Here is a 26,344-nt window from a genome sequence, read left to right as displayed (position 1 = left end):
CCGGGATGGGTTTCCGGGGTCGCGGAAAACCAGCCGGATCAGGAAAAAACTTGGCCACGCGCGAGATCGCGGTGAGGCCGACGGGGGAAATTGTTTGGCCGACGAGTTCATTCTCGAGACCCACGGATTGACCAAGGAATTCGCGGGTTTCTTCGCCGTACGCGACGTCGCGTTGAAAGTGCGTCGCGGTAGCATCCATGCGTTGATCGGGCCTAACGGAGCCGGCAAGACGACGTGCTTCAACCTCCTGACAAAATTCCTAAAGCCGTCCGCGGGCCGGATCACATATAAGGGGCAGGACATCACCGCGATGCCGCCGGCCGATGTCGCGCGTCTCGGATTGGTGCGCTCGTTTCAGATCTCGGCGGTTTTTCCGCATCTGACGGCGCTGGAGAATGTCCGTGTCGCTTTGCAGCGCCAGCATGGCAATTCGTTCGATTTCTGGCGCTCGAAGAGCGTGCTCGACCGCTATAACGCCCGGGCCCTCGAACTGCTCGACGATGTCGGCTTGAGCGAGTTCGCCAACACTCCCGCCGTCGAGATGCCTTATGGCCGCAAGCGCGCCCTTGAGATTGCAACGACGATCGCGCTCGACCCGGAGATGATGTTGCTGGACGAGCCGATGGCCGGCATGGGCCATGAGGACATCGACAAGATCGCCGCCCTGATCAAGCGCATCTCCGCAAAATACACCATCCTGATGGTCGAACATAACCTCTCGGTGGTGGCGAACCTTTCCGACATCATCACCGTGTTGACGCGAGGGCAGGTGCTCGCGGAAGGCCACTATGCCGATCTCTCCAAGGACGAGCGCGTGAAGGAAGCCTATCTGGGAGCCGGTCATGCCTGAGCTGAAAATGGCCGAAGCGCCAGCCGTCAAACCCGCGGCCGCGCCGGTATTGGCCGTGCAGGACCTCCAGGCCTGGTACGGCGAATCCCACATCCTTCACGGCATCAATTTTCATGTGAATGCCGGCGAGGTGGTCACGCTGCTTGGGCGCAACGGCGCCGGCAAGACGACCACGCTGAAATCGGTGATGGGAATCATCGGCAAGCGCTCCGGTTCGATCCGCTTCGAGAACCAGGACATCATCCGCGCGTCGTCCGACAGGATCGCGCGGATGGGCATCGCCTTCTGCCCGGAGGAGCGCGGCATTTTCGCAAGCCTGGACGTGCGCGAAAACCTGCTGCTGCCGCCGACCGTGCGGCCTGGAGGCCTGTCGCTCGATCAGATCTTCGATCTGTTTCCGAATCTGAAGGAGCGCCTCACCAGCCAGGGCACCAAGCTCTCCGGCGGCGAGCAGCAGATGCTGGCGATCGCGCGCATCCTGCGCACCGGCGCACGTTTCCTGATGCTGGATGAACCGACCGAAGGGCTCGCGCCGGTCATCATCCAGCAGATCGGCCACACCATTGCGCGGCTCAAATCGGAGGGATTCACCATTCTGCTGGTCGAGCAGAATTTCCGTTTCGCATCGACGGTCGCTGACCGCTACTACATTGTCGAGCACGGCAAGGTGATCGACGGTTTTGCCAATTCGGAGCTCTCCGCCAACATGGACAAGCTCCACACTTATCTCGGCGTCTGAAATTGCCGACATCAAGAAAAGCAAGAAGGACCACAATCATATGAAAAACAGGATTTCGGCGTTGCTGCTCGGCACCGCCCTGACGTTCGCATCGGCTGGCCTCGCGCTTGCCCAGGACAAGACCGTCAAGATCGGTGCGCTGTCCGATCAGTCCGGGCTTTATTCCGATCTCGGCGGGCCCGGCTCGACGCTCGCGGCGCAGATGGCGGTTGAGGACTCCGGGCTGCTCGCCAAGGGCTGGAAGATCGACGTCATCTCCGGCGATCACCAGAACAAGCCCGACATCGGCTCGACCATCGCGCGGCAGTGGTTCGACGTCGACAAGGTCGACATCATCGTCGACGTGCCGAACTCCGGCGTGGCGCTCGCCGTCAACAACGTCGTCAAGGAGAAGAACGGCGTCTACATCAACTCGGGCGCGGCGACCTCCGACCTGACCAACGCCCAGTGCACGCCGAACACCGTGCATTGGACCTACGACACCTACATGCTGGCGCATTCCACTGGACAGGCGCTGGTGAAGTCCGGCGGCGACACCTGGTTCTTCCTGACCGCTGACTACGCCTTCGGCGCCGCGCTGGAACGCGACACCACAGCCGTCATCACCGCCAATGGCGGCAAGGTGCTCGGCACCGTCAAGCATCCGCTCAACACCTCGGACTTCTCGTCCTTCCTGCTGCAGGCCCAATCGTCCAAGGCGAAGATCATCGGCCTCGCGAATGCGGGCGGCGACACCACCAATTCGATCAAGCAGGCCGCTGAATTCGGCATCGTCTCCGGCGGCCAGAAGCTCGCGGCGCTGCTGTTGTTCCTCACCGACGTCAAGGCGCTCGGGCTCGAGACCGCGCAGGGCCTGAACTTCACCGAGACCTTCTACTGGGACATGAACGACCAGACCCGGACCTTCTCCAAGCGGTTCGGCGAACGGTCGAAGAACCATGCCATGCCATCCATGGTCCAGGCCGGCGTCTATGCGGGGCTGCGTCACTATTTCAAGGCGCTGGAAGCGCTCGGCGGCAACCCGCATGACGGCGTCAAGGTCGTGGACAAGATGAAGTCGATCCCGACCGAGGACGACCTGTTCGGCAAGGGCGAGATCCAGCCGAACGGCCGCGCCATCCATCCGGCGTACCTGTTCGAGGTGAAGAAGCCCTCGGAATCCAAGGGGCCGTGGGATTTCTACAAGCTGGTCGCCACCGTTCCGGCCGACCAGGCGTTCACGCCGCTTTCCGAAAGCAAGTGCGCGCTGCTCAAGAAGTAACTATCATCGCCCGCCGGCGCTGAAGCCGGCGGGCTCCATTCGGGGGGAGGGGGCGAAGGCCAACGCGATGCAGGCTCTCTACGCACAGCTACTGGTGGGACTGATCAACGGCTCGTTTTACGCGCTGCTCAGCCTGGGGCTTGCCGTGATTTTCGGCATGCTCAACATCATCAATTTCGCCCATGGCGCGCTCTACATGATGGGCGCCTTCTGCGCCTATTTCCTGCTCAACATCGCCGGCATCAACTATTGGTGGGCGCTGCTCATCGCGCCCATCGTGGTCGGCATCTTCGGCATGATCCTGGAGCGGACCATGCTGCAATGGCTGTCCGGCCTCGACCACGTCTACGGCCTTTTGCTGACCTTCGGCATCGCGCTGATCATCCAGGGCGTCTTCCAGAACTATTTCGGCTCCTCAGGCCTGCCGTACCAGATCCCTGACGCGCTCCGCGGCGGCATGAATCTCGGCTTCATGTTCCTGCCGATCTATCGCGGCTGGGTGGTCGTGTTCTCGCTGGTGATATGCCTGGCGACCTGGTTCCTGATCGAGAAGACGCAGCTTGGCGCCTACCTGCGCGCCGCGACCGAAAATCCGACGCTGGTGCGCGCCTTCGGCATCAACGTGCCCAGGATGATCACGCTGACCTACGGCCTCGGCGTCGGGCTTGCGGCGCTCGCGGGCGTGCTGTCGGCGCCGATCAACCAGGTGCGGCCGCTGATGGGCGCCGACCTCATCATCGTCGTGTTCGCGGTGGTGGTGATCGGCGGCATGGGATCGATCATGGGATCGATCATCACCGGTTTTGCGCTCGGCGTGATCGAGGGACTGACCAAGTATTTTTACCCCGAGGCTTCCAACACCGTCGTGTTCGTCCTGATGGTGCTGGTCCTGCTTGTGAAGCCGACGGGACTGACCGGACGGGCGGCCTGATATGTCAGCACTCACCGACGACACCCTGCCCATCACGCCGCGCGCGATGCGCGACGAGATGGTCGCCTTCGCCCTGATGGCCGTGCTGCTGGCCGTGGTGCCCCTCACGGGCATCTATCCGTTCTTCGTGATGCAGGCGCTTTGCTTTGCGCTGCTCGCCTGCGCCTTTAACCTCCTGGTCGGCTATGGCGGCCTGCTTTCGTTCGGCCACGCGATGTTCCTTGGCACGGCCGGCTACGTCTCGGCGCATGCGCTGAAGGTGTGGGCGCTGCCGCCTGAGCTCGGCATCATCATCGGCACGGCCGCGGCCTGCGGGCTTGCCGTCATCACCGGCTACATCTCGATCCGCCGGCAGGGCATCTACTTCTCGATGATCACGCTGGCGCTGTCCCAGCTCCTCTATTTCATCTACCTGCAGGCGCCGTTCACTCATGGCGAAGACGGCATCCAGGGCGTTCCGCAGGGCCATCTGTTCGGCGTCTTCGACCTCTCCAAGCCGACGGTGCTCTATTACGTCGTGCTGGCCGGCTTCCTCGCCGGCTTCCTGTTGATCTACCGCACCATCAACTCGCCCTTCGGCGAGGTGCTGAAATCGATCCGCGAGAACGAGCCGCGCGCGATTTCGCTCGGCTACAAGACCGACCAGTACAAGCTGCTCGCCTTCATTCTATCAGGCACGCTGGCGGGCTTTGCCGGCTCGCTCAAGGTGTTCGTGGCCCAGAACGCCTCGCTGACCGACGTGCATTGGTCGATGTCGGGCGAAATCGTGCTGATGACGCTGGTCGGCGGTCTCGGCACCATTTTCGGTCCCGTGGTCGGCGCCTTCATCATCATCGCCATGCAGCAGTATCTGGCCGGTTACGGCCAGTGGGTGACGGTGATCCAGGGCGTCATCTTCGTCGCCTGCGTGCTGACCTTCCGCCGCGGCATCATCGGCGAGATCGCGCGTCTGCTCAGGCGGTCGCTGTAGGACTTGCTACGCATCGTAGCCCGGGTGGAGCGGAACGCGTAACCCGGGCATTTGCGTCCGTGTTCACAGCGGCCCCGGGTTACGCTGGCGCTCCACCCGGGCTACGACACTTGCGTTGGGCCCTGGAAGGCGTCGGGACCACTTTCACAAAGCGGTGGATGATCCGGTTCCGCCGGCGGAGCGCTGGCTGTTCCTGCACAAAATGATGTATGACAGTTTTGTGACATGTTGCGGAGCGGTCCTCCGGAACAATGGATTTGACCTATGCTACGCTGGTTTCGAGCCTTTCTGCCCAAGGAGGAGCGGTTTTTTGACCTGTTCGCCCGCCACGCCAAGACTTCCGTCCAGTGCGCGATGGCCTTGCGGGACGTGCTGAAGGGTGGGGACGAGACGCCCGTCCACTGCCAGCGCGTCAACCAGTTCGAGAATGACGCCGACAACATCACCCGCGAGGTTCTGACCGCCGTCCGCCGCACCTTCATCACCCCGTTCGACCGAGGCGACATCAAGAACCTTATCACGTCCATGGATGACGCCGTCGACCAGATGCAGCAGACCGCCAAGGCGGTGATGCTGTTCGAGGTGCGCGCGTTCGAGCCGCCGATGCGCGAAATCGGCGGGTTGATCGTCGAATGCGCCAACCTGGTCGGGCGCGCGCTGCCGCTGTTGCAGTCGATCGGCAGCAACGTCTCGATGCTGTCCCAGATCACGGAGGAACTGACCAAGCTTGAGGGCCGGGTCGATGACCTCCACGACATCGGATTGAAGGAGCTCTACCTCAAGCACCGCGACGCCAACACGATGGATTTCATCGTCGGCGCCGAGATCTACGATCACCTCGAAAAGGTCGCCGACCGCTTCGACGACGTCGCCAACGAGATCAACTCGATCGTGATCGAGCAAGTGTAGAGCAGGGACGTCACGTGGACGCCACGCTTGGTTTTCCGATCCTGGTGATCCTGATCGCGGTCGCCCTGCTGTTCGATTTTCTGAACGGCGTGCACGATGCCGCGAATTCGATCGCGACCATCGTCTCGACGCGCGTGCTGCGGCCGCAGTTCGCGGTGTTCTGGGCGGCATTCTTCAACTTCATCGCCTTCATGGTATTCGGCCTGCACGTCGCCAACACCATCGGCACCGGGATCATCGAGCCCGAGGTCGTCGATGCCACCGTGATCTTCGCCGCGCTGGTCGGCGCCATCGTCTGGAACGTGATCACCTGGGCGTTCGGGATTCCTTCGTCGAGCTCGCATGCGCTGATCGGCGGCCTGGTCGGCGGCGGCATGGCGAAGGCGGGGGTCTCGGCGGCGGTGTGGAGCGGGCTCTCCAAGACGCTGCTTGCGATCGTGCTGTCACCTTTGATCGGCTTCCTGCTGGCGCTGGTGCTGGTTGCGATCGTATCCTGGCTGTCGGTGCGCTCGACGCCGTTCGCGGTCGACCGCGCGTTTCGCGTTCTGCAATTCGCCTCTGCCTCGCTCTATTCGCTCGGCCATGGCGGCAATGATGCGCAGAAGACCATGGGCATCATCGGCGTGCTGCTGTATTCGCAGGGCCATCTCGGTGAGGAGTTCAGCATCCCGTTCTGGGTGGTGCTGGCCTGCCAGGCGGCGATGGCGCTGGGCACCTTGATGGGCGGCTGGCGCATCGTCCGCACCATGGGCCTGCGGATCACCAAGCTGACGCCGATGCAGGGCTTCTGCGCCGAAACCGGCGGGGCGGCGACCTTGTTCGTCGCGACCTTCCTCGGCGTTCCCGTTTCCACCACCCAGACCATCACCGGCGCCATCGTCGGCGTCGGCGCGGCGCGCCGGGTCTCGGCGGTGCGCTGGAATGTCGCAAGCTCGATCGTCTATGCCTGGGTCACCACCATTCCGGCCGCGGCGGCGGTCGCGGCCGTCACCTATTGGGCTGTGGTGCTGCTGCGCTGATCATAGCGTTTCAAGCGAAGCGGACGCCGGTTCGCATTAACGCGTCAAAAACCTACGTAACCAGCTTCAGCCCGATAATGCCGGCCACGATCAGCCCGATGCTCGAAAGCCGAAGCGCGGTGGCTGGTTCGCCGAACAGGGCGATGCCGAGCATCGCCGTTCCGACCGCGCCGATGCCGGTCCACACCGCATAGGCGGTTCCGATCGGCAGCGTCTTCAGCGCGAGCCCGAGCAGGAGGATGCTGCCGAGCATGCTCAGAAGCGTCAGCACCGATGGAACGAGCCTTGTGAAACCTTCGGTATATTTGAGCCCGATCGCCCAGCCGACCTCCATCAGACCGGCAATGAGCAAGATAGTCCAGGCCATGACGACCCTCCTGATAGGGCAGGGTCGTCCCCGCAGCTGATGTCGTGAACAGGAAGGTCGTCCTTCCCGTCGCAGCATGATCCGGAAAAGTGGAAACCGCTTTTCCCTCGCGACAAAGCGTTTGCGCGGAGACATGCCCCAGAGAGACCGCGAATATGGGGCTGGCTATCGGGCTTCGCAATCACCATATGGGGTTGATTGACACCGGTTTCCCTGCCAAACGCTCCCGCCATGTCCGACCTTGCCCTGACAGCCGAATCGCCGTCTCGTTCCCCGCTTGCCGATGAAGTGGCGCGGCGGCGCACGTTTGCGATCATCTCCCACCCGGACGCCGGCAAGACCACGCTGACGGAAAAACTCCTGCTGTTCGGCGGCGCCATCAATCTCGCCGGCCAGGTCAAGGCCAAGGGCGAACGGCGGAACACGCGTTCCGACTGGATGAAGATCGAGCGCGAGCGCGGCATCTCGGTGGTCACCTCGGTGATGACCTTCGAGTTCCAGGACCACGTGTTCAACCTCCTGGATACGCCGGGCCACGAGGACTTTTCGGAAGACACCTATCGCACGCTGACCGCCGTCGACTCCGCCGTGATGGTGATCGATGCCGCCAAGGGCATCGAGGCGCGCACGCGAAAGCTGTTCGAGGTGTGCCGCCTGCGCGACATCCCGATCATCACCTTCATCAACAAGATGGACCGCGAGAGCCGCGACACCTTCGATCTCCTCGACGAGATCGAAAAGACGCTGGCGCTCGACACCACGCCGATGACCTGGCCGGTCGGCCGCGGCCGCGATTTCATGGGCACCTATGACGTCAGGAACGGCGGCGTGCGCCTGCTCGAGGGCGGCGGCGCCAAGACCGGGCAGGCCGAACAGATCGACATCGCCGATCTCGCTAGCCGCAATCCCAATCTCGACGTTGCCGAGATCAAGGACGAGCTCGCGCTGGTGTCGGAAGCCTGCAAGCCGTTCGAGCTCGCTTCCTTCCGCGAAGGCCATCTGACGCCGGTCTATTTCGGCAGCGCGCTGCGCAATTTCGGCGTCGGCGATTTGCTCGAAGGCCTCGGCCAGTTCGCGCCGGCGCCGCGTGCGCAGGATTCCGATCTGCGCAAGGTCGAGGCGGCCGAACCGCGCATGAGCGCCTTCGTCTTCAAGATCCAGGCCAACATGGATCCGAACCATCGCGACCGCATTGCGTTCGCGCGGCTCTGCTCGGGCAAGCTCAGCCGCGGCATGAAGGCCAAGCTGGTGCGCACCGGCAAGAACATGAGCCTGTCGAGCCCGCAATTCTTCTTCGCCCAGGACCGCTCGGTGGCGGACGAAGCCTTCGCCGGCGATGTCGTCGGCATTCCCAACCACGGCACGCTGCGGATTGGCGATACGCTCACCGAAGGCGAGGATTTGACCTTTGTCGGCGTGCCGAGCTTCGCGCCGGAAATCGTCCGCCGCGTGCGGCTGACCGATGCGATGAAGGCGAAGAAGCTGAAGGAAGCTTTGCAGCAGATGTCGGAGGAAGGCGTCGTGCAGGTGTTCCGCCCGCGCGATGGCGCGCCGGCTCTGGTCGGCGTGGTCGGCCCGCTGCAGCTCGACGTGCTGAAGGCGCGGCTGGATGCCGAATATTCGCTGCCGGTGGAATTCGAGGTGTCGGAATTCCAGCTCGCGCGCTGGATCTCCTCCGATGACCGCAAGAAGCTGGACACCTTCGTCGCCGCCAACAATTCCGCCATCGCCGACGACGTCGACGGCGATCCGGTGTTCATGGCCAGGAACGAGTTCTACCTCGGCTATACCCAGGAGCGCGCGGAGGGCATCACCTTCTCCAACGTCAAGGACGTCAAGCGGAAGGCGTAAGGGCTGCTTGCAGTGGCCGTCGTCCCCCGCGAAGGCGGGGGACCCAGTACGCGGCGGCCTCTCACTGAAGCAAAGCTGTCTCTGGAATATTGGATCGCCCGATCAAGTCGGGCGATGACAGTGGTATGTGCGGAACCGGCCGCGCACGCAAGGAAGTGAACACCCGCCGGCTTGATGCGGTTGCTCGCGGCCCTCATTTTTGAGGGGGCGGCATCCAAAGGGCTTATCTCATGCTGCGACGCGTCGTGATCTGCCTCGCACTCATCGTCTTGGGAATTTCCGCTGGCCACGCTGCGGAACGGCAGCAGATCAACCCTGTGCCATTCGCGCATACGCCCTGCAGCGTGCTGGACGAAGGGCCCTGCACGCCGTCCTATTGCAGCGTGTTCAACCATGGGCCGTGCATCCCCGAGATGGACTACCCCTACGGCCAGAACCTGCAGCTCACGATCCTGACGGTGCCGCCACAGGACCAGGCGGCGAAATACAAGAAGCCGGATCACGATCTCGATACCATCGGCGATCTCTTCCAGGCGCTGCGCTCCTGCTGGACCCCGCCGGCGGCGGACGACGCGCGTGGGGGCATGCAGATGTCGGTCCGTTTCAGCTTCAAGCGCTCCGGCGAGATGATCGGCGCGCCGCGCATGACCTTCGCAACATCAGGCGTTCCCGCAGACACCCGCACCACCTACCTGAACGCGATCGATACATCGCTGAAGGGCTGCCTGCCGCTCAAATTCAGCAATGGCCTCGGCGGCGCGCTCGCCGGCCGCCCGATCGCGATCCGCTATGTCGACAATCGCGAATTGAGCAAGCAGGCGGAGAAGCCGTAGCCCTGCGGCGTGTCATTCCGGGGCGCGGACAAAGTCCGCGAACCCGGAATCCCGACGTTGGCCTGCTGGCTCCTCGGGCCATCCCGGAATGACGGGAGCGCCGCCTGACGCATTGCACAACCTGCCCCCGAAATGATACGCGGATGCTCAATAAGGCACCACCGCGCCGAGGGAGGGACACCGTGGGACTGCTGGTGATGATCCTGGGATTGCTTCTGTTCTTCGCAGTCCACACGCTCACGACCCAGCGCAGCTTGCGCGCGCGCTGCATCGATGTGATGGGCGAGGGCGGCTACAAGATCGGCTATTCGGTGGTCTCCGCCGTCGGGCTCGCGCTGATCATCTGGGGATTTGCCCGCTACCGCGCGACGGGCTGGATCGACGTCTGGTATCCGCCGACATTCATGAAGCACATCACCATCGCGCTGATGCTGCCGGCCGTGATCCTGGTGGTGGCGTCCTACATCCGCGGCCGCATCTACACGACGCTGAAACATCCGATGCTCGCCGGCATCAAATTATGGGCGGCGGCGCATCTGCTCGCCAATGGCGATCTCGGTTCGATCATCCTGTTCGGCTCGTTCCTGGCATGGGCGGTGTTTGACCGCATTTCACTGAAACATCGCACTGATGCCGGCGCCCCGCCGATCCCGGTCGGCGGTGCCGGCAATGATATGATCGCGGTCGCGGTCGGCGTCGTCGCCTATGTTGCACTGGCCTTCGCGTTCCATCCGGTCGTGATTGGCGTCCCCGTCGTTGGAGCTTAACAATGTCCGTACAATCAGCCATCAAGCGCAAGACCGCACCCGATATCCTCGCCCGCAAGAACGGCGAGCCGATCGTGATGCTGACGTCGTATCACGCGCATACGGCAGCGCTGGTCGACCGCTACTGCGACGTCATCCTGGTCGGCGATTCCCTCGGCAACGTCATGCATGGGCTCGAGACCACCGTGCCTGTCACGCTGGAGATGATGATCCTGCAGGGACGCGCGGTGATGCGCGGCTCTGATCGCGCGCTTGTCGTGGTGGATATGCCGTTCGGCTCCTATGAGGCGTCAAAGGAGCAGGCGTTTCATTCCGCGGTGCGGATAGTGAAGGAGACGGAGTGCGGCGCGGTGAAACTCGAAGGCGGCGCCCGCATGGCCGAGACGGTGGCGTTCCTGACCGAGCGCGGCATTCCCGTGATGGGCCATATCGGGCTGACGCCGCAATCGATCAACACGCTCGGCTCGTTTCGCGCGCAGGGGCGCGACGAGAAAGGCTGGGCGCCGATCGAGAACGATGCCAGGGCGATCGCGGAGGCCGGCGCCTTCTCGGTCGTGATCGAGGCGGTGGCCGAGCCGCTCGCACGCAAGATCACGCAGGAGATCGCCATTCCCACCATCGGCATCGGCGCAAGCGCCGCCTGCGATGGCCAGGTGCTCGTGCTCGAGGACATGCTCGGGCTGTCGCCGCGCATACCGAAATTCGTTCGCCGCTACGGCAATCTCGGGCCGTCGATCGAAGCGGCCATCGAGGGTTACGCCGCCGACGTCCGCGCGCGCAAATTCCCCGGGCCTGAGCATGTCTACGACATGAAAAAGAGCTAGGGCACGATGAGCTCAGGTCGAATTTCATCCGCGATGGATGCTGCGCTCCCTCTCCCGCTTGCGGGGGAGGGCTGGGGTGGGGGTATCTCCACGATGGGACTGTCCGTGGGGAAGGAGTCCCCACCCGCTGCGCTCTTCGAGTGCGCCGACCTCCCCCGCAAGCGGGGGACGTAAGTGAGTTCGCGGAGCACACCGATGGACTGGTACGGGCATTCGATTCCGGACATGCGGCTCGAGGCGCGCTTCGGCGACCGCGTCGTGCCGGTGTTTTGCGAGCGGCCGACGAGCATCTGGGCGATGATATTGGAGGCCGCCGCAAGAAACCCTGACGGCGAGGCGCTGATCTGCGGCGGCAGGCGGATGACCTGGCGCGAGGTCGTGCAGCAATCCGCGCAGGTTGCGGCCGGATTGCAGAAGCTCGGCCTGCGCGCCGGCGATCGTGTCGCGGTGCTGCTCGGCAATCGCATCGAGTTCGTGCTGACGATGTTCGCCGCCGCGCATGCGGGCCTGGTGACCGTGCTGCTCTCGACGCGGCAGCAGAAGCCTGAGATCGCCTACGTTCTGAGCGACTGCGGCGCGAAGCTCCTGATCCACGAGGCGACGCTCGCCGCGCGTGTGCCCGACGCAGCCGATGTCCCCGCGCTGGAGCATCGGATTTCGGTCAGCGACGACAGCGCATTACCATGCGCCGGCGCATCGCCATTCGCAGCACTGCTCGACAATGCGCCATCAGGGGCGCCCGCCATGGTCGGCGAAGAGGATACCGCGATGATCCTCTATACGTCAGGCACCACCGGGCGGCCGAAAGGCGCGATGCTCGCGCATTGCAACGTCATCCATTCCTCGATGGTGTTCGTGTCTGCCCTGAAACTCACGGCGGCGGATCGCTCGATCGCGGCGGTGCCGCTGGCGCATGTCACCGGCGCGGTCGCCAATATCACGACCATGGCTCGCTGCGGCGGCGCGCTGATCATCATGCCCGAGTTCAAGGCGGCGGAATATCTGAAGGTCGCCTCCCGCGAGCGCGTTACCTACACGGTGATGGTGCCGGCGATGTACAATCTCTGCCTGCTGCAACCGGATTTCGACAGCTACGATCTCTCGAGCTGGCGCATCGGCGGTTTCGGCGGCGCGCCGATGCCGGTCGCGACGATCGAGCGCTTGGACGCGAAAATACCCGGACTGAAGCTCGCGAATTGCTACGGCGCAACCGAGACTACGTCGCCCTCGACGCTGATGCCCGGCGAATTGACTGCCGCGCATATCGACAGCGTCGGCCTGCCGTGCCCCGGCGCCGAGATCATCGTGATGGACGGCAATCATCGCGAGCTGCCGCGCGGCGAGATCGGCGAGATCTGGATCCGCAGCGGCTCGGTCATCAAGGGTTACTGGAACAATCCGAAGGCGACCGCGGAGAGCTTCACCGCCGGCTTCTGGCACTCCGGCGATCTCGGCTCGATCGACGATCGTGATTTCGTCCGTGTGTTCGACCGCCAGAAGGACATGATCAACCGCGGCGGCCTGAAGATCTATTCCGCCGAGGTCGAGTCCGTGCTGGCGGGCCATCCGACGGTCGTCGAAAGCGCGATCATCGCAAAGCCTTGTCCGGTGCTGGGCGAGCGCGTCCATGCGGTGATCGTGACCCGCGACGAGGTCGGCGCGGACGTGTTGCGCGCCTGGTGCGCAGAGCGGCTGTCCGACTACAAGGTGCCGGAGACGATGACGGTCACGCGCGACCCGCTGCCGCGCAACGCCAACGGCAAGGTGATCAAGCGGCAGCTACGGGAAGCGCTGGCGGGGCTGTAGGGTAGGCTAAGCGCAGCGTGCCCACCTTTTCTTGCACCGCTCTTGATGGTGGGCACGCTTCGCTTTGCCCACCCTACGCGACGGAGCACGCTGGCTATCGTCGTCCGGCTCCCGGCTACGCCAAAGGCGCGCGAGGCCGTGACGACGGAGTCATTTCGAGCGTTGAAGCTGCGCTTCAATGGCCGGCTTGTCTATGACCGACCAAACCTCCACGATCTTGTCTTCTCGAAATTCGTAAATAACGTTCTCGGCGAACGAGACCCGCTTCCCATCGATCGTGAGCCCGAGAAATTCTCCCTTCGGCGTGCAGTCGAAAAGCAGGCGGCTCGACACGTAGGGCGGATCCGAGACCAGGAGCTGGATATTGAAGGAGAGGTCCGGGATCTGGTGAAAGTCGTTTTCCAGCATCTCGCGATAGCTTGACAATCCAATCTGTCGGCCGTTGTGGCGCACGTCGTCGTGGACGAACCGTCCCAGGTTCATCCAGTCCTGCGCGTTCAAGCAGGCGATGTAGTCTCGATAGACCTCGGAGAGATGTTGCGGCGTCACGACAAGTCTCCCTTCTCGCAGGTATCTTGGGTCAATTGGTTCCTTTGCTATCCCATCCCGCCACCGCGATCGCATCGCTGCCCTGCGACACCCTGCGGCTGTCAGGACAGCCTTGTTCTCGCCTGACAGCCAAGGCATATTTTCTCGACGATTTTTAAGGGATTTCGCAAGGCGATGAACCAGGGAATCCAGCAAGTCGTTGGCGCTTATGTCAGACTGAAGAATGTGACCGCGCTCCTGGAGATGAAGGCTCACCGAAAGGAACTGCTCTCTCGGGCGCTCGACACGGATCAGTTCAGCCTCGCGCTATCACGTGATCTGTGCCAGCAGGATCTCGCCGCGATCGAAGACGGCATCCAGGATATCTTGAAGGTTGGCACGCTGCGGGGTTACGTCGATCATATAGAGCCTCACGCCATTGCTGGCTGGGCTCAATGTGTCGACCATCCCGAAATCCCGCTTCGCGTGGAACTCTATTTTGACGGCAGGCTGGCAGGTCGAGTTCTGGCCGACCGCTATCGACAAGATCTTGAAGGCGCCAATCTTGGAAGCGGCAACCACAGTTTCCAATTCAAACCCGATCAACACGCTTTCCTTGCCGCAGAACTGATCGAGGTTGCGGCGCCGAACGGCATGCTCCTTCACGGGGGAACGTTGAAGCGGACAACTGCGGCGAGTGTCGATCAGCAACAGCCCGCACTCAATCCTCCACCCTGACCGATCTGCGCGGCTATAGGCTCTCCGGGAGCAGGCAGCCTTCCACCGTTAACGCTTTGATCCGCCTCGCTTTGCCTTGCCACCGCCATATCATTAGGGTAACGCCGCCGCGATGTGGGGATCAGGCGCGTCTGGCGCCTTGGCATTTTGCTTCGCCCTCCGGGGATGGGATAGCCTTAAGTGTCTGAATTATTTAGTGAAGTCGACGAAGAACTACGTCGCGAGCAGCTCAAGAAGCTGTGGGACAAGTATTCGCTTTACATCATTGCGCTTGCGATTCTGATCGTCGCCGGCGTCGGCGGCTGGCGCGGCTACGAATACCTCCAGGGCCAGAAGGCGGCCGAGGCGGGGGCTGCCTTTGACCGGGCGATCGAGCTTTCCGAGCAGAACAAGCACACTGAGGCGGAGGCTGCTTTCGCCGACCTGGCTGCGAAGGCGCCGGCAGGGTATCGCGTGCTGGCGCGGTTGCGTCTGGCCGCGGAGGTCGCGAACCGCGACCCGCAGGCGGCTGCGAAGATGTATGACGAGATCACCGCGGACCGCAGCGTCGGTGCTGCGGAGCAGGATCTGGCGCGGATCCGCGCCGCGCAATTGCTGCTGGAAGGCACGACCTACCAGAACATGCTGCAGCGACTGGAGCCCGCCACGGCGGCGAACTCGACCTTCCGTCACACCGCGCGCGAATTGCTGGCATTGTCGGCCTACCGCGCCAATGACGCGGCCGCGGCGCGGCAGTGGCTCGACCTGATCGCCAACGACGCCGAGACGCCGCCGAGCTTGCGCTCGCGTGCCGAGGCGTTGCAGGCCCTGCTGCCGCCGGTCGCCAAGAGCTAACGAGTTGAGTGAGGGATTGCCCATGCGCCGCTCGCAACGTCTGATCGCAGCCGCCGTCGCCGTCGCGCTTTGCAGCGTGCTGGCCGGCTGCGGGGGCGGGGGCTTGTCCAATTTCGACCCGTCGGACCTGCTCGACTTCCTCGACACCAAGAAGAAGCTGCCGGGCGACCGCAAGCCGGTGTTCCCGGATGGCGTGCCGGGCCTGGAGCAGGGCGTGCCGAAAGAACTGTACAAGGGCTCGCAGCAACAGCAGATCGATGAGCAGAACGCGCAGGCGGCTGCCGCCGCTGCTCCGCCGCCTGAGCCTCCGCCGGAGCAGGCGAAGTCGAAGCGAGCGGCCAAGGGCAAGGGCAGGGCGGCCACCGCCAGCACGGCGCCGGCAGCCGAGCCAGCCGCCGCTGATCCCAATGCCGCGCCGTCCGAGGAAGGCGCGCCCGCTGCGCTGCCGGAGGAGCCGAAGGCGAAGAGGATGGCGCGCAAGCGCACCACCGCGCCGCCGCCCGATCAGACGACGGTCCAACCGACCGCGGAGCCGGCTCCTGCACAGCCCACGCAGCAATCCGCCGCACCATTCCCGGCCCCGCTGCCGAGCGGCAGCTTTGCGCGCTAGTTCCTGCTAGAGCATGATCCGGAAAAGTGGATACCGGTTTTCCGAAGAGATCATGCTCAAACAAAAAGATAGAGCGGGATGATGATTCGAAGAAAAATCATCACGCTCTAGACTCTCTTGACCTCGACTCCACTGACACGCGTTTCCGCGAACAGCGCTTTGATGATCCATGTCCTTTACGATCGCCATCATCGGCCGGCCCAATGTCGGAAAATCGACGCTGTTCAACCGTCTCGTCGGGCAGAAGCTCGCGCTGGTCGATGACGAGCCGGGCGTAACGCGCGACCGCCGCGAGGGGCAGGCACGGCTCGGCGATCTCGAATTCACCATCATCGATACCGCAGGGCTCGACGAGGGCGCCAAGGGTTCGCTGACCGCGCGCATGCAGGAGCAGACCGAAACCGCGATCGGCCTTGCGGACGCGCTGATGTTCGTGATCGACGCCCGCGTAGGGCTGACGCCGACCGATCGCGCCTTCGCCGATTTCGCCCGCCGCGCCAACAAGCCGGTGGTGCTGGTCGCCAACAAGGCCGAGGGCAAACATGGTGAGCTCGGCGCAATGGAATCCTACGCGCTGGGCCTCGGCGATCCCGTCCAGATTTCCGCCGAGCATGGCGAGGGCATGGGCGACCTTTATGACGCGCTGAGCGCGCTGATGCCGGCGCCCGCCGAAGATGAAGACGTCGACGATGACGCGCCTGAAACCGATGAGGACATCGGCAACCGTCCGATCCGTGTCGCCATCGTCGGCCGTCCCAACGCTGGCAAGTCCACGCTGATCAATCACCTGCTCGGCGAGGAGCGGCTCTTGACCAGCCCGGAAGCCGGCACCACGCGCGACTCCATCGCGGTCGAGATCACCTGGCAGGGCCGCGATTTCCGCCTGTTCGATACCGCGGGCTTGCGGCGGCGGTCGCGGATCGAGGAGAAGCTGGAGAAGCTCTCGGTCGCGGACGCGTTGCGCGCTGTGCGCTTTGCCGAAGTCGTCGTACTGATGATGGACGCGCAGAACAAGTTCGAGGAGCAGGACCTGCGCATCGCCGATCTGATCGAGCGCGAAGGCCGTGCGATCGTGCTCGCGGTCAACAAATGGGACCTGGTCGAGCGCAAGCCGAACCTGATCGCAGGCCTGCGCGCCGATGCCGATCATTGGCTGCCGCAGGTGAAGGGCGTGCCGATCGTCGCAGTCTCCGGGTTGATGGGCGAGGGCGTCGATCGCCTGATGAAGGCGATCGAAGAGGCCTATGCCACCTGGAACAAGCGGGTTTCCACCGCCGCGCTCAATCGCTGGTTCGAGCAGGCGATCGCGGCCAATCCGCCGCCGGCCGTCTCCGGCCGCCGGTTGAAGCTGAACTACATCACCCAGAACAAGGCGCGGCCGCCGAGCTTCGTGCTGTTCTGTTCGCGCGCCGACGCCGTGCCGCAATCCTATTTGCGCTATCTCACCAACTCGCTGCGCGAAACCTTCGACCTGCCGGGCACGCCGGTGCGCATCACGCTGCGCGAGAAAGCCAATCCCTTCGCCCACAAGCGCAAGCGCTTGTCGTGAGTGAAGCTTCGTAGGGCGGGCTACGCCTGCGGCTAACCCACCCTACGCCTCACAACATTACTTCTTCACCAGCGGGCATTCGCTGGCTTCGAGCGGCTTGGCCGCATCTTCCGGCGGGATGGTGGCGATCAGCTTGTAATAGTCCCAGGGATATTTGGACTCCTCCGGCTTCTTCACCTCGAACAGATAGGCCGGGATGATGCGACGGCCATCGATGCGGAGCGGGCCCTTGCCGAACAGGGGATCGTCGGTCGGCAGCTCCTTCATCTTGACGACGGTCTTGGCGCCGTCATGCGCATTGCCGCCCATCGCCTCCAGCGCCTTGAGGTAATGCAGGGTGGCTGCGTAATTGCCGGCGACCGTCATCGACGGCATCATGCCCTTCGGCGACACCTTGGCGAAACGCTTCGACCATTCGCGGGTCTTGTCGTTCAAATCCCAGTAGAAGGATTCCGTAAACGTCAGTCCCTGCGCCGTCTTCAGGCCGAGCGAGTGCACGTCGGTGATGAAGAGCAGGAGTGCCGCGAGCTTCTGGCCGCCGGAGACGATGCCGAATTCCGCCGCCTGCTTGATCGAGTTGGTGGTGTCGCCACCGGCGTTCGCGAGACCGACCACCTTCGCCTTCGAGGACTGCGCCTGCAGAAGGAAGGAGGAGAAGTCGGACGTGTTGAGCGGATGCTTGACGCCGCCCAGCACCTTGCCGCCATTGGCGAGAACCACCGCGGTGGTGTCGCGCTCCAGCGCATGGCCGAAGGCGTAGTCGGCGGTCAGGAAGAACCAGCTATCGCCGCCGGCCTTGGTCAGCGCCTTGCCGGTGCCGTTGGCGAGCATGTAGGTGTCGTAGGTGAAGGAGATCGTGTTCGGCGTGCAGGCCTTGCCGGTGAGATCGGCGGTGGCCGCACCCGAGTTGAGCAGCACCGCGTTCTTCTCCTTGACGAGATTGCTGACCGCGAGCGCGACGCCCGAGTTCGGCGTGTCGACGATGACGTCGACCTTCTCGTTGTCGATCCATTGCCGGGCGATGTTGACGCCGACGTCCGGCTTGTTCTGGTGATCGCCGCTCAGCACGTCGATCTTCCAGCCCTTGTTACGCAGGCCGGAATCCTCGACCGCCATGTTGACCGCGGCGACCGAATTGGCGCCGCCGATGTCGGCGTAAAGGCTCGACATATCGTTCAGGACGCCGATCTTGACTGTTTTGTCCTGAGTTTTGTCTTGGGCGAAAGCCGGGGTCGCAAGACCTAATCCGGCGCAAGCGAATAGCGCGGCGTAACGCCGCGCGCGCGTCGTTTTCATGTGTTCCCTCCTGTTAATGCCGGCATGGCCCTCTTTTTTGGGGCCTTTCACCAGCGGCGCGATCGATGGGACGATCCAGGTTCCCGCTTATCCTGTCTCGCGCCGTCCGGCAATGCGCTTATCGTAGCGCATCGGAGGTCAGTTTGAATTTCTGGATGCGCTTGGCGTTGTCGACCTCGGCGGTATAGACGCTGCCCTTGGCGTCGATGGCCATGGCGTGGACCCAGTGGAATTGCCCGGCATTGCGGCCGCTGCGGCCGAAACTGCCGACCACCGTGCCATCATCGCGCCTGAGGACCCGGATCTCGTTGTTCTCGCCGTCGGCGCTCAGAAGATAGGTTTGGTTCGGATCGGGCCAGAGCGCGATATCCCACACCGCGCCGTTGCCGAGCGTGTTCTTTTCAAAGAACCATTCTTTGACGAAGGTCCCATCCTTCTTGAACACCTGGATCCGGTTGTTGATGCGGTCGCAGACATAGACCAGCCCGTCATTGGCGAGCTTCACGCAATGCACGGGATTGCCGAATTGTTGGGCAACCGGCGCCTTGGGATCGTAGGCGGCCTGCTTGTCGTCATCAGGCTTGTTGCCATAGGCGCCCCAGTGTCGCTTGTAGGCGCCGGTGGTGGCGTCGAACACGATCACGCGGCGGTTGCCATAGCCGTCGGCGACGTAGATCTCGTTGGCCGCCTTGTCGATCGCGGTCTCCGCGGGCTTGCCGAGCTGGGTGGTGTCGTTAGAGCCCTTGCTCGGCGCGATCTTGCCGATCTGCGAGACGAACTTGCCGTCGAGCGTGAATTTCAGGATCGCATTGTCATTGTCGGCATTGCCGCCGACCCAGACGAAGCCGCGTTCGTCGACCTCGATGCCGTGCTCGCGGCCGACCCATTCATAGCCTTCGCCGGGCCCGCCCCACGCGCGCAGGAGATTGCCGTCGGCGCCGAACTCGAGCACCGGCGGCGCCGGGACGCAGCATTTCGAGCGCGGCGGATTGAGCGTTGCGCCTTTCTCATCATCGGTCAGCGAGCGCGGGCGATGGATCACCCAGATATGGCCCTGCCAGTCGACGGTGATGCCGCCGACCTGTCCGAGGATCCAGTTGTTCGGCAACGGCTTTGGCCAGGCCGCATCGACCGCGAAGGTCGGAATGTCGCCGGCATGCGATGGCGCCGACAGACAGAAGCAGGCGATACAGCTTAAGATGAATCCGAAAAGGGTGCGCGCGCGATTGAGTTTCGCCGTCATGATGGCCTCCCGTGATTTTTCTTGGCGGTTTGCCCGCTCGGGTGGCAGTCAATCGCGGGGCGGGAAGGGTGTCAACCGTTGCGGCCGTCATTGCGAGGAGCACAGCGACGAAGCAATCCATGCCTCTGCAAGCCGAGAGATGGATTGCTTCGCTTCGTTCGCAATGACGGAGAAATTACGCCGGTGGGCGGAAGCTCATCAGCTTGCGTGTCGGATAGTCGTAGAACTTGCCGGTCTCGTGCCACTCCGGCGCGCACATCGGCACGATGAATTCCGCCGCCTGCTCGGGCGTGTCGAGGTCCATCGGATCTTCGCCGGGAAATATCGCGGCCCGCATGCGGGTGCGGATCGGGCCGGGGCTGAACAGGTTGACGCGCAGCTTGGTGCTCGCGGTCTCGTTGGCCCAGACGCGCACCAGCGTTTCCAGCGCGGCCTTCGACGTCGCATAGGGGCCGAGATAGGCGAGCGCCTTGTTGGCCGCGCCTGAGGTGATGAACACCGCGCGTCCCGCGTCGGACACTTTCAAGAGCGGCTCCATGCAGCGGATCAGCTGGAAGTTCGCGGTCACGTTCACCGCAATCACGTCGCTCCATGATTTCAGATCGATGTGGCCGAGTGGCGAAGATGGACCGGCGACGCCGGCATTGCCGACGAGGATGTCGAGCCTGCCATGGCGCTCATGCAGCGCCGCGCCAAGCCGGGCGATGCCGTCGGAATCGGTGAGGCTGAGCGGCACCAGCGTGGCGCTGCCGCCGATTTTCCGGATCTCGTCGTCCAGCTCCTCCAGCCCGCCTTGCGTGCGCGCCACCGCCACGATGTGCGCGCCGGCCTTGGCCAGCGCCAGCGCAGTGGCATAGCCGATGCCGCGCGAGGCGCCGGTGACGAGGGCGATGCGGGAGGCGAGGGGTTTTGTCATAATGTCTGTCCACGTTTGCGACTGCTTTTACAGACGTGGATGGCCGGGACAAGTCGACACAAAAGCAAATCGCCTAAGGGTCAGGACCGCCGCCTACCGACGGCCCGCGGTCCTCGCGATCGTCAGGCACAACCTTCATGCCTTGGCGAAATGCGAATACGACGAAGCCAACAAACACGATCCCAATCAGCATTCCGAGCAGCGATTGGGAGCTCATCGTGGAATGCTAGCTTGCCTCCGCCAGAAGCGAGAGCTGGCGCGGCTGCGGCTCGGTTTCGCTGTGGTCGGTGAGATGCGTCGGGTAGGCGCCGGTGAAGCAATGGTCGGCGAATTTCGGGTTGGCGGGATCGCGGCCGCCGGGATAGCCCATGGCGCGGTACATGCCGTCGATCGACAGGAACGCCAGCGAGTCCGCGCCGATGATCTCGCGCATCTCCTCCAGCGTGTGCGTCGCGGCCAGGAGGCCGCCGCGGTCGGGCAGGTCGATGCCGTAATAGTCGGGATAGAGGATCGGCGGAGAGGCGAGGCGGAAATGCACCTCGCGGGCGCCGGCGTCGCGCATCATGCGCACGATCTTCTTCGAGGTGGTGCCGCGCACCAGCGAGTCGTCGATCAGGATGATGCGCTTGCCTTCGATCGCGGCGCGGTTGGCCGAATGCTTCATGCGCACGCCGAGCTCGCGCACGCTCTGGGTCGGCTGGATGAAGGTGCGGCCGACATAGTGGTTGCGGATGATGCCAAGCTCGAACGGCACGCCGGAATACTGGCTGTAGCCGACCGCGGCAGGCACGCCGGAGTCCGGCACCGGCACCACGACATCGATATCCGGATGGCTCTCGCGCGCGAGCTGCGCACCGAACGCCTTGCGGACCTCATACACCGAACGGCCGCCGACGATGGAGTCGGGCCGCGAGAAATAGATGTACTCGAAGATGCAGGGCCGCGGCGGCTTCGGCGGGAACGGCTTGTGCGTATGCGCGCCTTCCTCATCGAACACGATGATCTCGCCCGGCTCGATATCGCGGACATATTTGGCGCCGATCATGTCGAGCGCGCAGGTCTCCGACGTCAGGATCGGGCGGCCGTCCAGGTCGCCGAGCACCAGCGGCCGGATGCCGAGCGGGTCGCGTGCGCCGACCAGCTTCTTGTTGGTCAGCGCCACCAGCGAATAGGCGCCCTCGATCGCCCGCAGCGCCTCGATGAAGCGGTCGACGAAATGGCTGCGCTTGGACTGCGCCACCAGGTGCAGGATCACCTCGGTGTCGGTGGTCGACTGCATCATGGCGCCGTTCCTGACCAGCTCGCGGCGCAGCGACAGCCCGTTGGTGAGGTTGCCGTTATGGCCGACCGCAAAGCCGCCGGCATTGAGCTCGGCGAACAGCGGCTGCACGTTGCGCAGGATGGTGGCGCCGGTGGTGGAATAGCGGACATGGCCGACCGCGACTGTGCCGGGCAGGCGCTCGATCACTTCGCGGCGGGAGAAGGTGTCGCCGACCAGGCCGAGCCGGCGCTCGGAGTGGAAGCGGCTGCCGTCGAAGGTGACGATGCCGCAAGCTTCCTGGCCGCGATGCTGAAGGGCGTGCAATCCGAGCGCCGTGATGGCGGCGGCTTCCGGGTGGCCGAAAATGCCGAACACGCCGCACTCCTCGCGTAGCGTGTCGCCTTCGAGATCATCCTGCAATTCGATGGGCCCGGAATCGGGGCCAAGCTGCTCGGCGTGATCGGAAGGGGATTGCATCGCGTTCATCGCCTTTCTTTGTGGCCTACGATGGGTTTAGCCCAACAGACCTAAGTCAAGGTTTAACGGCCCGCGGGTTTCTCGATCAGCTTTTTAAGGCTGTCGCGGGCAGGTTTACTATAACCATCGCCAGACGCCGGTGCTGCGGGTTCGGCGTCAGTCTGATCGTCTTCCGGCTTGTTTTTCTTGAACCGCTTTAAGATGGTGTTCTCGGGGTCATCAGGCAAGAGCGACATCAGCCAATCCCCGGTTCCTTGCAGCACCACGCGCGATTTTGCGCCCGTCACCCAGTCCGGCCGCTGCTTGTCAGGAACCAGCCAGCTGAAGAACAGGAAGGCGACGACCACGATCAGGAGCCCGCGCGCCAGCCCGAACAGGAAGCCGAGTGTACGATCGAGCGCGCCGATGCGCGAATCCAGGATCATGTCGGAAATCCGCACCGTGATGATGGACACCACGATCAGGGTACCGATGAAAGTGCCGGCGACCACCACGACGGCGGCGACCGTGTCATTGTTGAAGTAAGTTTTGGCGGTCGGCAAAAGCTTCGAGAAAGCATAGAGCGTGACCAGCGCCGCCGCGCCCCACGCCGCGATGGACAGGATCTCGCGCATGAAGCCGCGCACCATCGCGAGCAGGCCCGAGATCAGCATCACCGCGAGCAGGACGAGATCGAGGATCGTTATCGGCATCGGGTGGTCAGGTCCGCTCGTTCTTCTTATGGGTGCCGCAGGGGTCGGCTGTCGCGAATCGGCGTTTCGGTTCCGCTCTAGCTGAGGGGCTTATAGCGTCTCCGGCAAGGCCGGAAAGTGCCTGTCCCACGTGGCGGGATGTATAGCGGCGAGGCCCGTTAAGGTCACCCCGCTTTAGCCCTTCTCGCGACGGAATCGGGCCGGTGTGGCATTTTTCTCAACCGGTTCAGCGTCCCGTTGAGCCTGGTGGTTGCCCCTGGGCGTGCCGCGGGCAGCGATCTCGGCCACCAGCGTGGTCAGTCCGCCGACCGAGTTCAGGGCAAGCCCGGCATCGCCGACGTCGCCGCGGGCCGATTCGGGCAGCACGGCGCGGCCAAACCCCAGTTTCGCCGCTTCCTTCAGCCTGGCCGAGGTCTGCGCCACCGGGCGGACCGCGCCGGATAGCGAAACCTCGCCGAAATAGACCGCATCCGTCGGCAGGGGAGCGTTGACGAGCGAGGACACCAGCGCTGCGGCCGCGGCAAGGTCGGCGGCGGGTTCCTGGATGCGCAGGCCGCCGGCGACGTTCAGGTAGACGTCATGGCCGGAGAGTTTCACGCCGCAATGGGCCTCCAGCACCGCCAGCACCATCGACAGGCGACTTGGATCCCAGCCGACCACCGCACGCCGCGGCGTGCCGAGCGAGGTCGGGGCGACCAGTGCCTGCAGTTCCACCAGCACCGGGCGGGTGCCCTCGATCCCGGCAAAGACGGCAGTGCCGGGGCTGCCGAGGTCGCGCTCGGAGAGGAACAATTCGGAGGGGTTCGAGACCTCGCGCAGGCCGAGCCCCGTCATCTCGAACACCCCGATCTCGTCGGTCGGGCCGAAGCGGTTCTTGACCGCGCGCAGGATGCGGAACTGCTGCGAGCCTTCGCCCTCGAACGACAACACCGCGTCGACCATGTGCTCGACCACGCGCGGGCCGGCGATCTGGCCATCCTTGGTGACATGCCCGACCAGGATGATGGCCGCGCCGGTCTTCTTGGCGAAGCGAATCAGCGCCTGCGCCGAGGCGCGGACCTGGGTCACCGTGCCGGGCGCGGATTCGACCGTGTCGGTCCACATGGTCTGGATCGAATCGATCACGATCAGGCGCGGCACGGTGCCTTCGGACAGCGTCGAGACGATATCCTCGACCGAGGTTTCCGAGGCCAGTTGCACCGGCGCATTGGCAAGCCCGAGCCGCTCGGCGCGAAGCCGCACCTGCGCCACCGCCTCCTCGCCTGAGATATAGACCGCGCGGTGCCCCGCGCGCGCCATCATGCTGGTCGCCTGCGTCAGCAGCGTCGACTTGCCGATGCCGGGATCGCCGCCGACCAGCAGCACCGACCCACGCACGAAACCGCCCCCGGTGACACGGTCGAGCTCAGCCATCCCGGAGGAGAGGCGGGGAGCGTCATGGCTCTTGCCGGACAGCGACTCCAGCGCAAACGTCCGCCCCTTGCGCTTGGAGCGGATCGACACCGGCACATTGCCGGTCGTGTCCTCCTCCGCGAGCGTATTCCACTCACCGCAGGCGTCGCACTTCCCCTGCCAGCGATTATACGCCGCGCCGCAATTCTGGCAGACAAAGGAGAGGGTGGACTTGGCCATGTGCAAGCGGCGCTAAGTTGACTGGCGCGTGTTGCGCCGATTGTTCTCAGTTTGTTCCTTAGCTTGCCTGGAGCGTCAGGTCAAAGGCTTTGCCAAGGATACAACCAACTTCATTGCGTCGCTGAGGGCCACAACAGCGATGCGCCGGCCACGAGCATGATGCCGTCCATCACCAGGCGGAAGACATCTGGTTCAAGCTTCAGCACGAAGCGCTTGGCGATGAAGGCGCCGGCCATCAGCGAGGAGCCCGCGATCAGGCCTTTGAGCGCGACGTCAGGCGTCAGCGCGCCAAAGCGCTCGAACGTCACCGACTTGCTCACATAAAGGCCGAGCGAGCTTGCGGCCTCGGTGGCGAGGAATGCGCCCTTGGTGAGGCCATAGAACAGGAACAGCGGCACGCTCAAAGGCCCGGTCGAGACCACGATGCCCGTGAGATAGCCGATGATGGCGCCGCCTACAGCGAGATGCCACAACTGTGCTTTCAATTGATGCCGCGCGAGCCAGTGCCGCACCGGCACCATCGCGATCAGGAACAGGCCGATCGCGATATCGACGGCGCGAGAGGGTAGCGCCAGCAGCGTGCGGGCGCCGAGCGCCGCGGCCGGGATGCCGGTGACGGAGTAGGCGGCGCAGGCCCGCCAATCGACGTCGCGCCACCAGGCAAGGATGCGCGAAAGATTTGCCATCACCGCTGCTACCGCCATGATCGGCACCGCTTGCTTCGGTCCGAACTGATAGATCAGCACCGGCATCAGCATGATCGACGATCCCGTGCCGACGATGCCCGAAAGGGTTCCGGCAATCAGGCCGACGATGAGGACGAACAGGTAGCCCACGAGATAGTGTCCGCGACTCGTTTAGGGGGAAAAGAGCCTAGCAAGTTTCGGGAGGTTGCGTCCTAACACTCGCTGTCATTCCGGGGCGCGCGGAGCGCGAGCCCGGAATCCATTCAACCACTTGCGCTGGCGGAGAAATGGACTCTCTGATGTGCAAATTGCGCATCATAGCTCGATGCTTTCGCATCGCCCCGGAATGACGGCGCGGCGGAGAAAAATTCGGCAACGATTCCAAGGTGATTTGCCCCGTCCAGCCGGCTTGTGAAAAATAAACCGCTTAACCCGACGGGCAAATCAGCACTATTAATCCGCGCGTCTCACGGCGGATGAGGGGCGGGTCGCGATCGTCACGAACGTTGCGGTGAGATGCGGTGGACGTGAAGCGTGTGACTGACGAGCACGCGCATCACGGACGGCGAAGTCGTGTGGTCCTGGCGCCCCGACGCTGGCGCTAAGTTTTTCGCGCGAACAAGTTCGCGCTTGAGATGACGGTGGCAAGAAAGCCCGGTCACCGGCTATCCGATTCACACATTTTCGAGCCTCAAAGTGGTGCCGTATTTGATGCGGCGGAAGGCTTCGAGGCCTAGGCGCATCACCTTTGGGCC

Annotated in this window: 25 protein-coding genes; 16 read left to right on the top strand and 9 right to left on the bottom strand. The window is 63.7% G+C overall.

All coding sequences use genetic code 11. From position 1 onward, the window contains the following. The first annotated feature begins 94 nt into the window (after nt 1-94). The 7 genes from K288_RS0110905 (at nt 95) to K288_RS0110875 (ending at nt 6,679) form a co-directional block, all read left to right on the top strand. A complete protein-coding gene (locus K288_RS0110905) occupies nt 95-850 on the top strand; it encodes an ABC transporter ATP-binding protein (RefSeq protein WP_027579584.1) in 756 nt (251 codons plus the stop codon). Continuing rightward, entirely contained in the window at nt 843-1,589 is a 747-nt protein-coding gene (locus tag K288_RS0110900; protein ID WP_027579583.1) for an ABC transporter ATP-binding protein, read from the top strand. The genes K288_RS0110905 and K288_RS0110900 overlap by 8 nt, the downstream gene beginning before the upstream one ends. Before the next feature lie 40 nt (nt 1,590-1,629). Next, nucleotides 1,630-2,850, top strand: coding sequence for an ABC transporter substrate-binding protein (locus tag K288_RS0110895; RefSeq protein WP_027579582.1), 1,221 nt, complete (start codon nt 1,630-1,632; stop codon nt 2,848-2,850). Between the two features lie 67 nt (nt 2,851-2,917). After that, complete coding sequence (locus tag K288_RS0110890; protein ID WP_027579581.1) at nt 2,918-3,781, top strand: branched-chain amino acid ABC transporter permease; 864 nt, start codon at nt 2,918-2,920, stop codon at nt 3,779-3,781. 1 nt (nt 3,782) lies between these two features. Next, entirely contained in the window at nt 3,783-4,751 is a 969-nt protein-coding gene (locus K288_RS0110885) for a branched-chain amino acid ABC transporter permease (RefSeq protein ID WP_027579580.1), read from the top strand. A gap of 264 nt (nt 4,752-5,015) precedes the next feature. Then, nucleotides 5,016-5,660 (top strand): DUF47 domain-containing protein, encoded by a 645-nt coding sequence (locus K288_RS0110880; protein WP_027579579.1) that lies wholly within the window; start codon nt 5,016-5,018, stop codon nt 5,658-5,660. 14 nt (nt 5,661-5,674) lie between these two features. Beyond that, a complete protein-coding gene (locus tag K288_RS0110875; RefSeq protein WP_027579578.1) occupies nt 5,675-6,679 on the top strand; it encodes an inorganic phosphate transporter in 1,005 nt (334 codons plus the stop codon). A gap of 52 nt (nt 6,680-6,731) precedes the next feature. On the opposite strand, the gene sugE is transcribed toward K288_RS0110875, so the two are convergent. Then, nucleotides 6,732-7,046, bottom strand: a complete 315-nt coding sequence (gene sugE, locus K288_RS0110870) for a quaternary ammonium compound efflux SMR transporter SugE (RefSeq protein ID WP_027579577.1) — start codon at nt 7,044-7,046, stop codon at nt 6,732-6,734. Nucleotides 7,047-7,277: 231 nt separating this feature from the next. On the opposite strand from sugE, the gene K288_RS0110865 reads away from it, so the two are divergent. The 5 genes from K288_RS0110865 (at nt 7,278) to K288_RS0110840 (ending at nt 13,127) form a co-directional block, all read left to right on the top strand. Next, nucleotides 7,278-8,897, top strand: a complete 1,620-nt coding sequence (locus tag K288_RS0110865; protein WP_027579576.1) for a peptide chain release factor 3 — start codon at nt 7,278-7,280, stop codon at nt 8,895-8,897. 230 nt (nt 8,898-9,127) lie between these two features. After that, entirely contained in the window at nt 9,128-9,730 is a 603-nt protein-coding gene (locus K288_RS0110860; RefSeq protein ID WP_027579575.1) for a hypothetical protein, read from the top strand. A gap of 182 nt (nt 9,731-9,912) precedes the next feature. After that, nucleotides 9,913-10,497: an NnrU family protein gene (locus tag K288_RS0110855; protein ID WP_027579574.1), complete on the top strand. Its 585-nt coding sequence runs from the start codon at nt 9,913-9,915 to the stop codon at nt 10,495-10,497. A gap of 2 nt (nt 10,498-10,499) precedes the next feature. Further along, nucleotides 10,500-11,321 carry a 3-methyl-2-oxobutanoate hydroxymethyltransferase gene (gene panB / locus K288_RS0110850; protein ID WP_027579573.1) on the top strand — a complete coding sequence of 274 codons (822 nt, stop codon included), beginning with the start codon at nt 10,500-10,502 and terminating at the stop codon, nt 11,319-11,321. Between the two features lie 195 nt (nt 11,322-11,516). Continuing rightward, nucleotides 11,517-13,127: a class I adenylate-forming enzyme family protein gene (locus K288_RS0110840; RefSeq protein WP_027579572.1), complete on the top strand. Its 1,611-nt coding sequence runs from the start codon at nt 11,517-11,519 to the stop codon at nt 13,125-13,127. Nucleotides 13,128-13,277: 150 nt separating this feature from the next. Here K288_RS0110840 and K288_RS0110835 read toward each other — a convergent pair whose 3' ends face one another. Then, nucleotides 13,278-13,676: an ester cyclase gene (locus K288_RS0110835; RefSeq protein WP_027579571.1), complete on the bottom strand. Its 399-nt coding sequence runs from the start codon at nt 13,674-13,676 to the stop codon at nt 13,278-13,280. Nucleotides 13,677-13,850: 174 nt separating this feature from the next. On the opposite strand from K288_RS0110835, the gene K288_RS52285 reads away from it, so the two are divergent. The 4 genes from K288_RS52285 to der all read left to right on the top strand — a co-directional run bounded on the left by K288_RS52285 (nt 13,851) and on the right by der (nt 17,386). Continuing rightward, nucleotides 13,851-14,393 (top strand): hypothetical protein, encoded by a 543-nt coding sequence (locus K288_RS52285; protein ID WP_152535473.1) that lies wholly within the window; start codon nt 13,851-13,853, stop codon nt 14,391-14,393. Between the two features lie 180 nt (nt 14,394-14,573). Next, nucleotides 14,574-15,227, top strand: coding sequence for a tetratricopeptide repeat protein (locus K288_RS0110825; protein ID WP_027579569.1), 654 nt, complete (start codon nt 14,574-14,576; stop codon nt 15,225-15,227). Nucleotides 15,228-15,249: 22 nt separating this feature from the next. Continuing rightward, on the top strand, nt 15,250-15,837 hold the full coding sequence (locus K288_RS0110820) for a hypothetical protein (RefSeq protein ID WP_027579568.1): 588 nt from the start codon (nt 15,250-15,252) through the stop codon (nt 15,835-15,837). A gap of 169 nt (nt 15,838-16,006) precedes the next feature. Next, the gene (gene der / locus K288_RS0110815; RefSeq protein WP_027579567.1) at nt 16,007-17,386 is read left to right on the top strand and encodes a ribosome biogenesis GTPase Der; all 1,380 of its coding nucleotides are present in this window, start codon (nt 16,007-16,009) and stop codon (nt 17,384-17,386) included. Between the two features lie 57 nt (nt 17,387-17,443). Here the strand turns inward: der and K288_RS0110810 are convergent, their stop codons facing one another. From K288_RS0110810 to K288_RS0110775, 7 genes are all read right to left on the bottom strand, one after another. Continuing rightward, a complete protein-coding gene (locus tag K288_RS0110810; RefSeq protein ID WP_027579566.1) occupies nt 17,444-18,682 on the bottom strand; it encodes an ABC transporter substrate-binding protein in 1,239 nt (412 codons plus the stop codon). A gap of 118 nt (nt 18,683-18,800) precedes the next feature. Continuing rightward, the gene (locus K288_RS0110805) at nt 18,801-19,925 is read right to left on the bottom strand and encodes a hypothetical protein (RefSeq protein ID WP_027579565.1); all 1,125 of its coding nucleotides are present in this window, start codon (nt 19,923-19,925) and stop codon (nt 18,801-18,803) included. A 175-nt stretch (nt 19,926-20,100) separates the two neighbouring features. Beyond that, nucleotides 20,101-20,841, bottom strand: coding sequence for an SDR family NAD(P)-dependent oxidoreductase (locus K288_RS0110800; RefSeq protein WP_027579564.1), 741 nt, complete (start codon nt 20,839-20,841; stop codon nt 20,101-20,103). Between the two features lie 226 nt (nt 20,842-21,067). Further along, nucleotides 21,068-22,579 (bottom strand): amidophosphoribosyltransferase, encoded by a 1,512-nt coding sequence (gene purF / locus K288_RS0110790; RefSeq protein WP_027579563.1) that lies wholly within the window; start codon nt 22,577-22,579, stop codon nt 21,068-21,070. A 62-nt stretch (nt 22,580-22,641) separates the two neighbouring features. Continuing rightward, complete coding sequence (locus tag K288_RS0110785; RefSeq protein ID WP_027579562.1) at nt 22,642-23,271, bottom strand: CvpA family protein; 630 nt, start codon at nt 23,269-23,271, stop codon at nt 22,642-22,644. Between the two features lie 174 nt (nt 23,272-23,445). Continuing rightward, nucleotides 23,446-24,903 (bottom strand): DNA repair protein RadA, encoded by a 1,458-nt coding sequence (gene radA, locus K288_RS0110780; RefSeq protein ID WP_027579561.1) that lies wholly within the window; start codon nt 24,901-24,903, stop codon nt 23,446-23,448. Nucleotides 24,904-25,013: 110 nt separating this feature from the next. Beyond that, entirely contained in the window at nt 25,014-25,739 is a 726-nt protein-coding gene (locus K288_RS0110775; RefSeq protein ID WP_027579560.1) for a sulfite exporter TauE/SafE family protein, read from the bottom strand. Nucleotides 25,740-26,344: the final 605 nt, after the last annotated feature.

Origin of the sequence: Bradyrhizobium sp. Ai1a-2 (assembly GCF_000426245.1) — a bacterium.
In the GTDB taxonomy this organism is placed as follows: Bacteria; Pseudomonadota; Alphaproteobacteria; order Rhizobiales; family Xanthobacteraceae; genus Bradyrhizobium.
The sequence above is the reverse complement of the archived record's forward strand: the minus strand, read 5'-3'. Positions and strand labels throughout refer to the sequence as shown.

Coding starts and splice junctions, on each gene's coding strand:
- K288_RS0110900 (WP_027579583.1), top strand. CDS start 843: ATGCCTGAGCTGAAAATGGCCGAAGCGCCAGCCGTCAAACCCGCGGCC.
- K288_RS0110895 (WP_027579582.1), top strand. CDS start 1,630: ATGAAAAACAGGATTTCGGCGTTGCTGCTCGGCACCGCCCTGACGTTC.
- K288_RS0110890 (WP_027579581.1), top strand. CDS start 2,918: ATGCAGGCTCTCTACGCACAGCTACTGGTGGGACTGATCAACGGCTCG.
- K288_RS0110885 (WP_027579580.1), top strand. CDS start 3,783: ATGTCAGCACTCACCGACGACACCCTGCCCATCACGCCGCGCGCGATG.
- K288_RS0110880 (WP_027579579.1), top strand. CDS start 5,016: ATGCTACGCTGGTTTCGAGCCTTTCTGCCCAAGGAGGAGCGGTTTTTT.
- sugE (WP_027579577.1), bottom strand. CDS start 7,046: ATGGCCTGGACTATCTTGCTCATTGCCGGTCTGATGGAGGTCGGCTGG.
- K288_RS0110865 (WP_027579576.1), top strand. CDS start 7,278: ATGTCCGACCTTGCCCTGACAGCCGAATCGCCGTCTCGTTCCCCGCTT.
- K288_RS0110860 (WP_027579575.1), top strand. CDS start 9,128: ATGCTGCGACGCGTCGTGATCTGCCTCGCACTCATCGTCTTGGGAATT.
- panB (WP_027579573.1), top strand. CDS start 10,500: ATGTCCGTACAATCAGCCATCAAGCGCAAGACCGCACCCGATATCCTC.
- K288_RS0110840 (WP_027579572.1), top strand. CDS start 11,517: ATGGACTGGTACGGGCATTCGATTCCGGACATGCGGCTCGAGGCGCGC.
- K288_RS52285 (WP_152535473.1), top strand. CDS start 13,851: ATGAACCAGGGAATCCAGCAAGTCGTTGGCGCTTATGTCAGACTGAAG.
- K288_RS0110820 (WP_027579568.1), top strand. CDS start 15,250: ATGCGCCGCTCGCAACGTCTGATCGCAGCCGCCGTCGCCGTCGCGCTT.
- der (WP_027579567.1), top strand. CDS start 16,007: ATGTCCTTTACGATCGCCATCATCGGCCGGCCCAATGTCGGAAAATCG.
- K288_RS0110810 (WP_027579566.1), bottom strand. CDS start 18,682: ATGAAAACGACGCGCGCGCGGCGTTACGCCGCGCTATTCGCTTGCGCC.
- K288_RS0110805 (WP_027579565.1), bottom strand. CDS start 19,925: ATGACGGCGAAACTCAATCGCGCGCGCACCCTTTTCGGATTCATCTTA.
- K288_RS0110800 (WP_027579564.1), bottom strand. CDS start 20,841: ATGACAAAACCCCTCGCCTCCCGCATCGCCCTCGTCACCGGCGCCTCG.
- purF (WP_027579563.1), bottom strand. CDS start 22,579: ATGCAATCCCCTTCCGATCACGCCGAGCAGCTTGGCCCCGATTCCGGG.
- K288_RS0110785 (WP_027579562.1), bottom strand. CDS start 23,271: ATGCCGATAACGATCCTCGATCTCGTCCTGCTCGCGGTGATGCTGATC.
- radA (WP_027579561.1), bottom strand. CDS start 24,903: ATGGCCAAGTCCACCCTCTCCTTTGTCTGCCAGAATTGCGGCGCGGCG.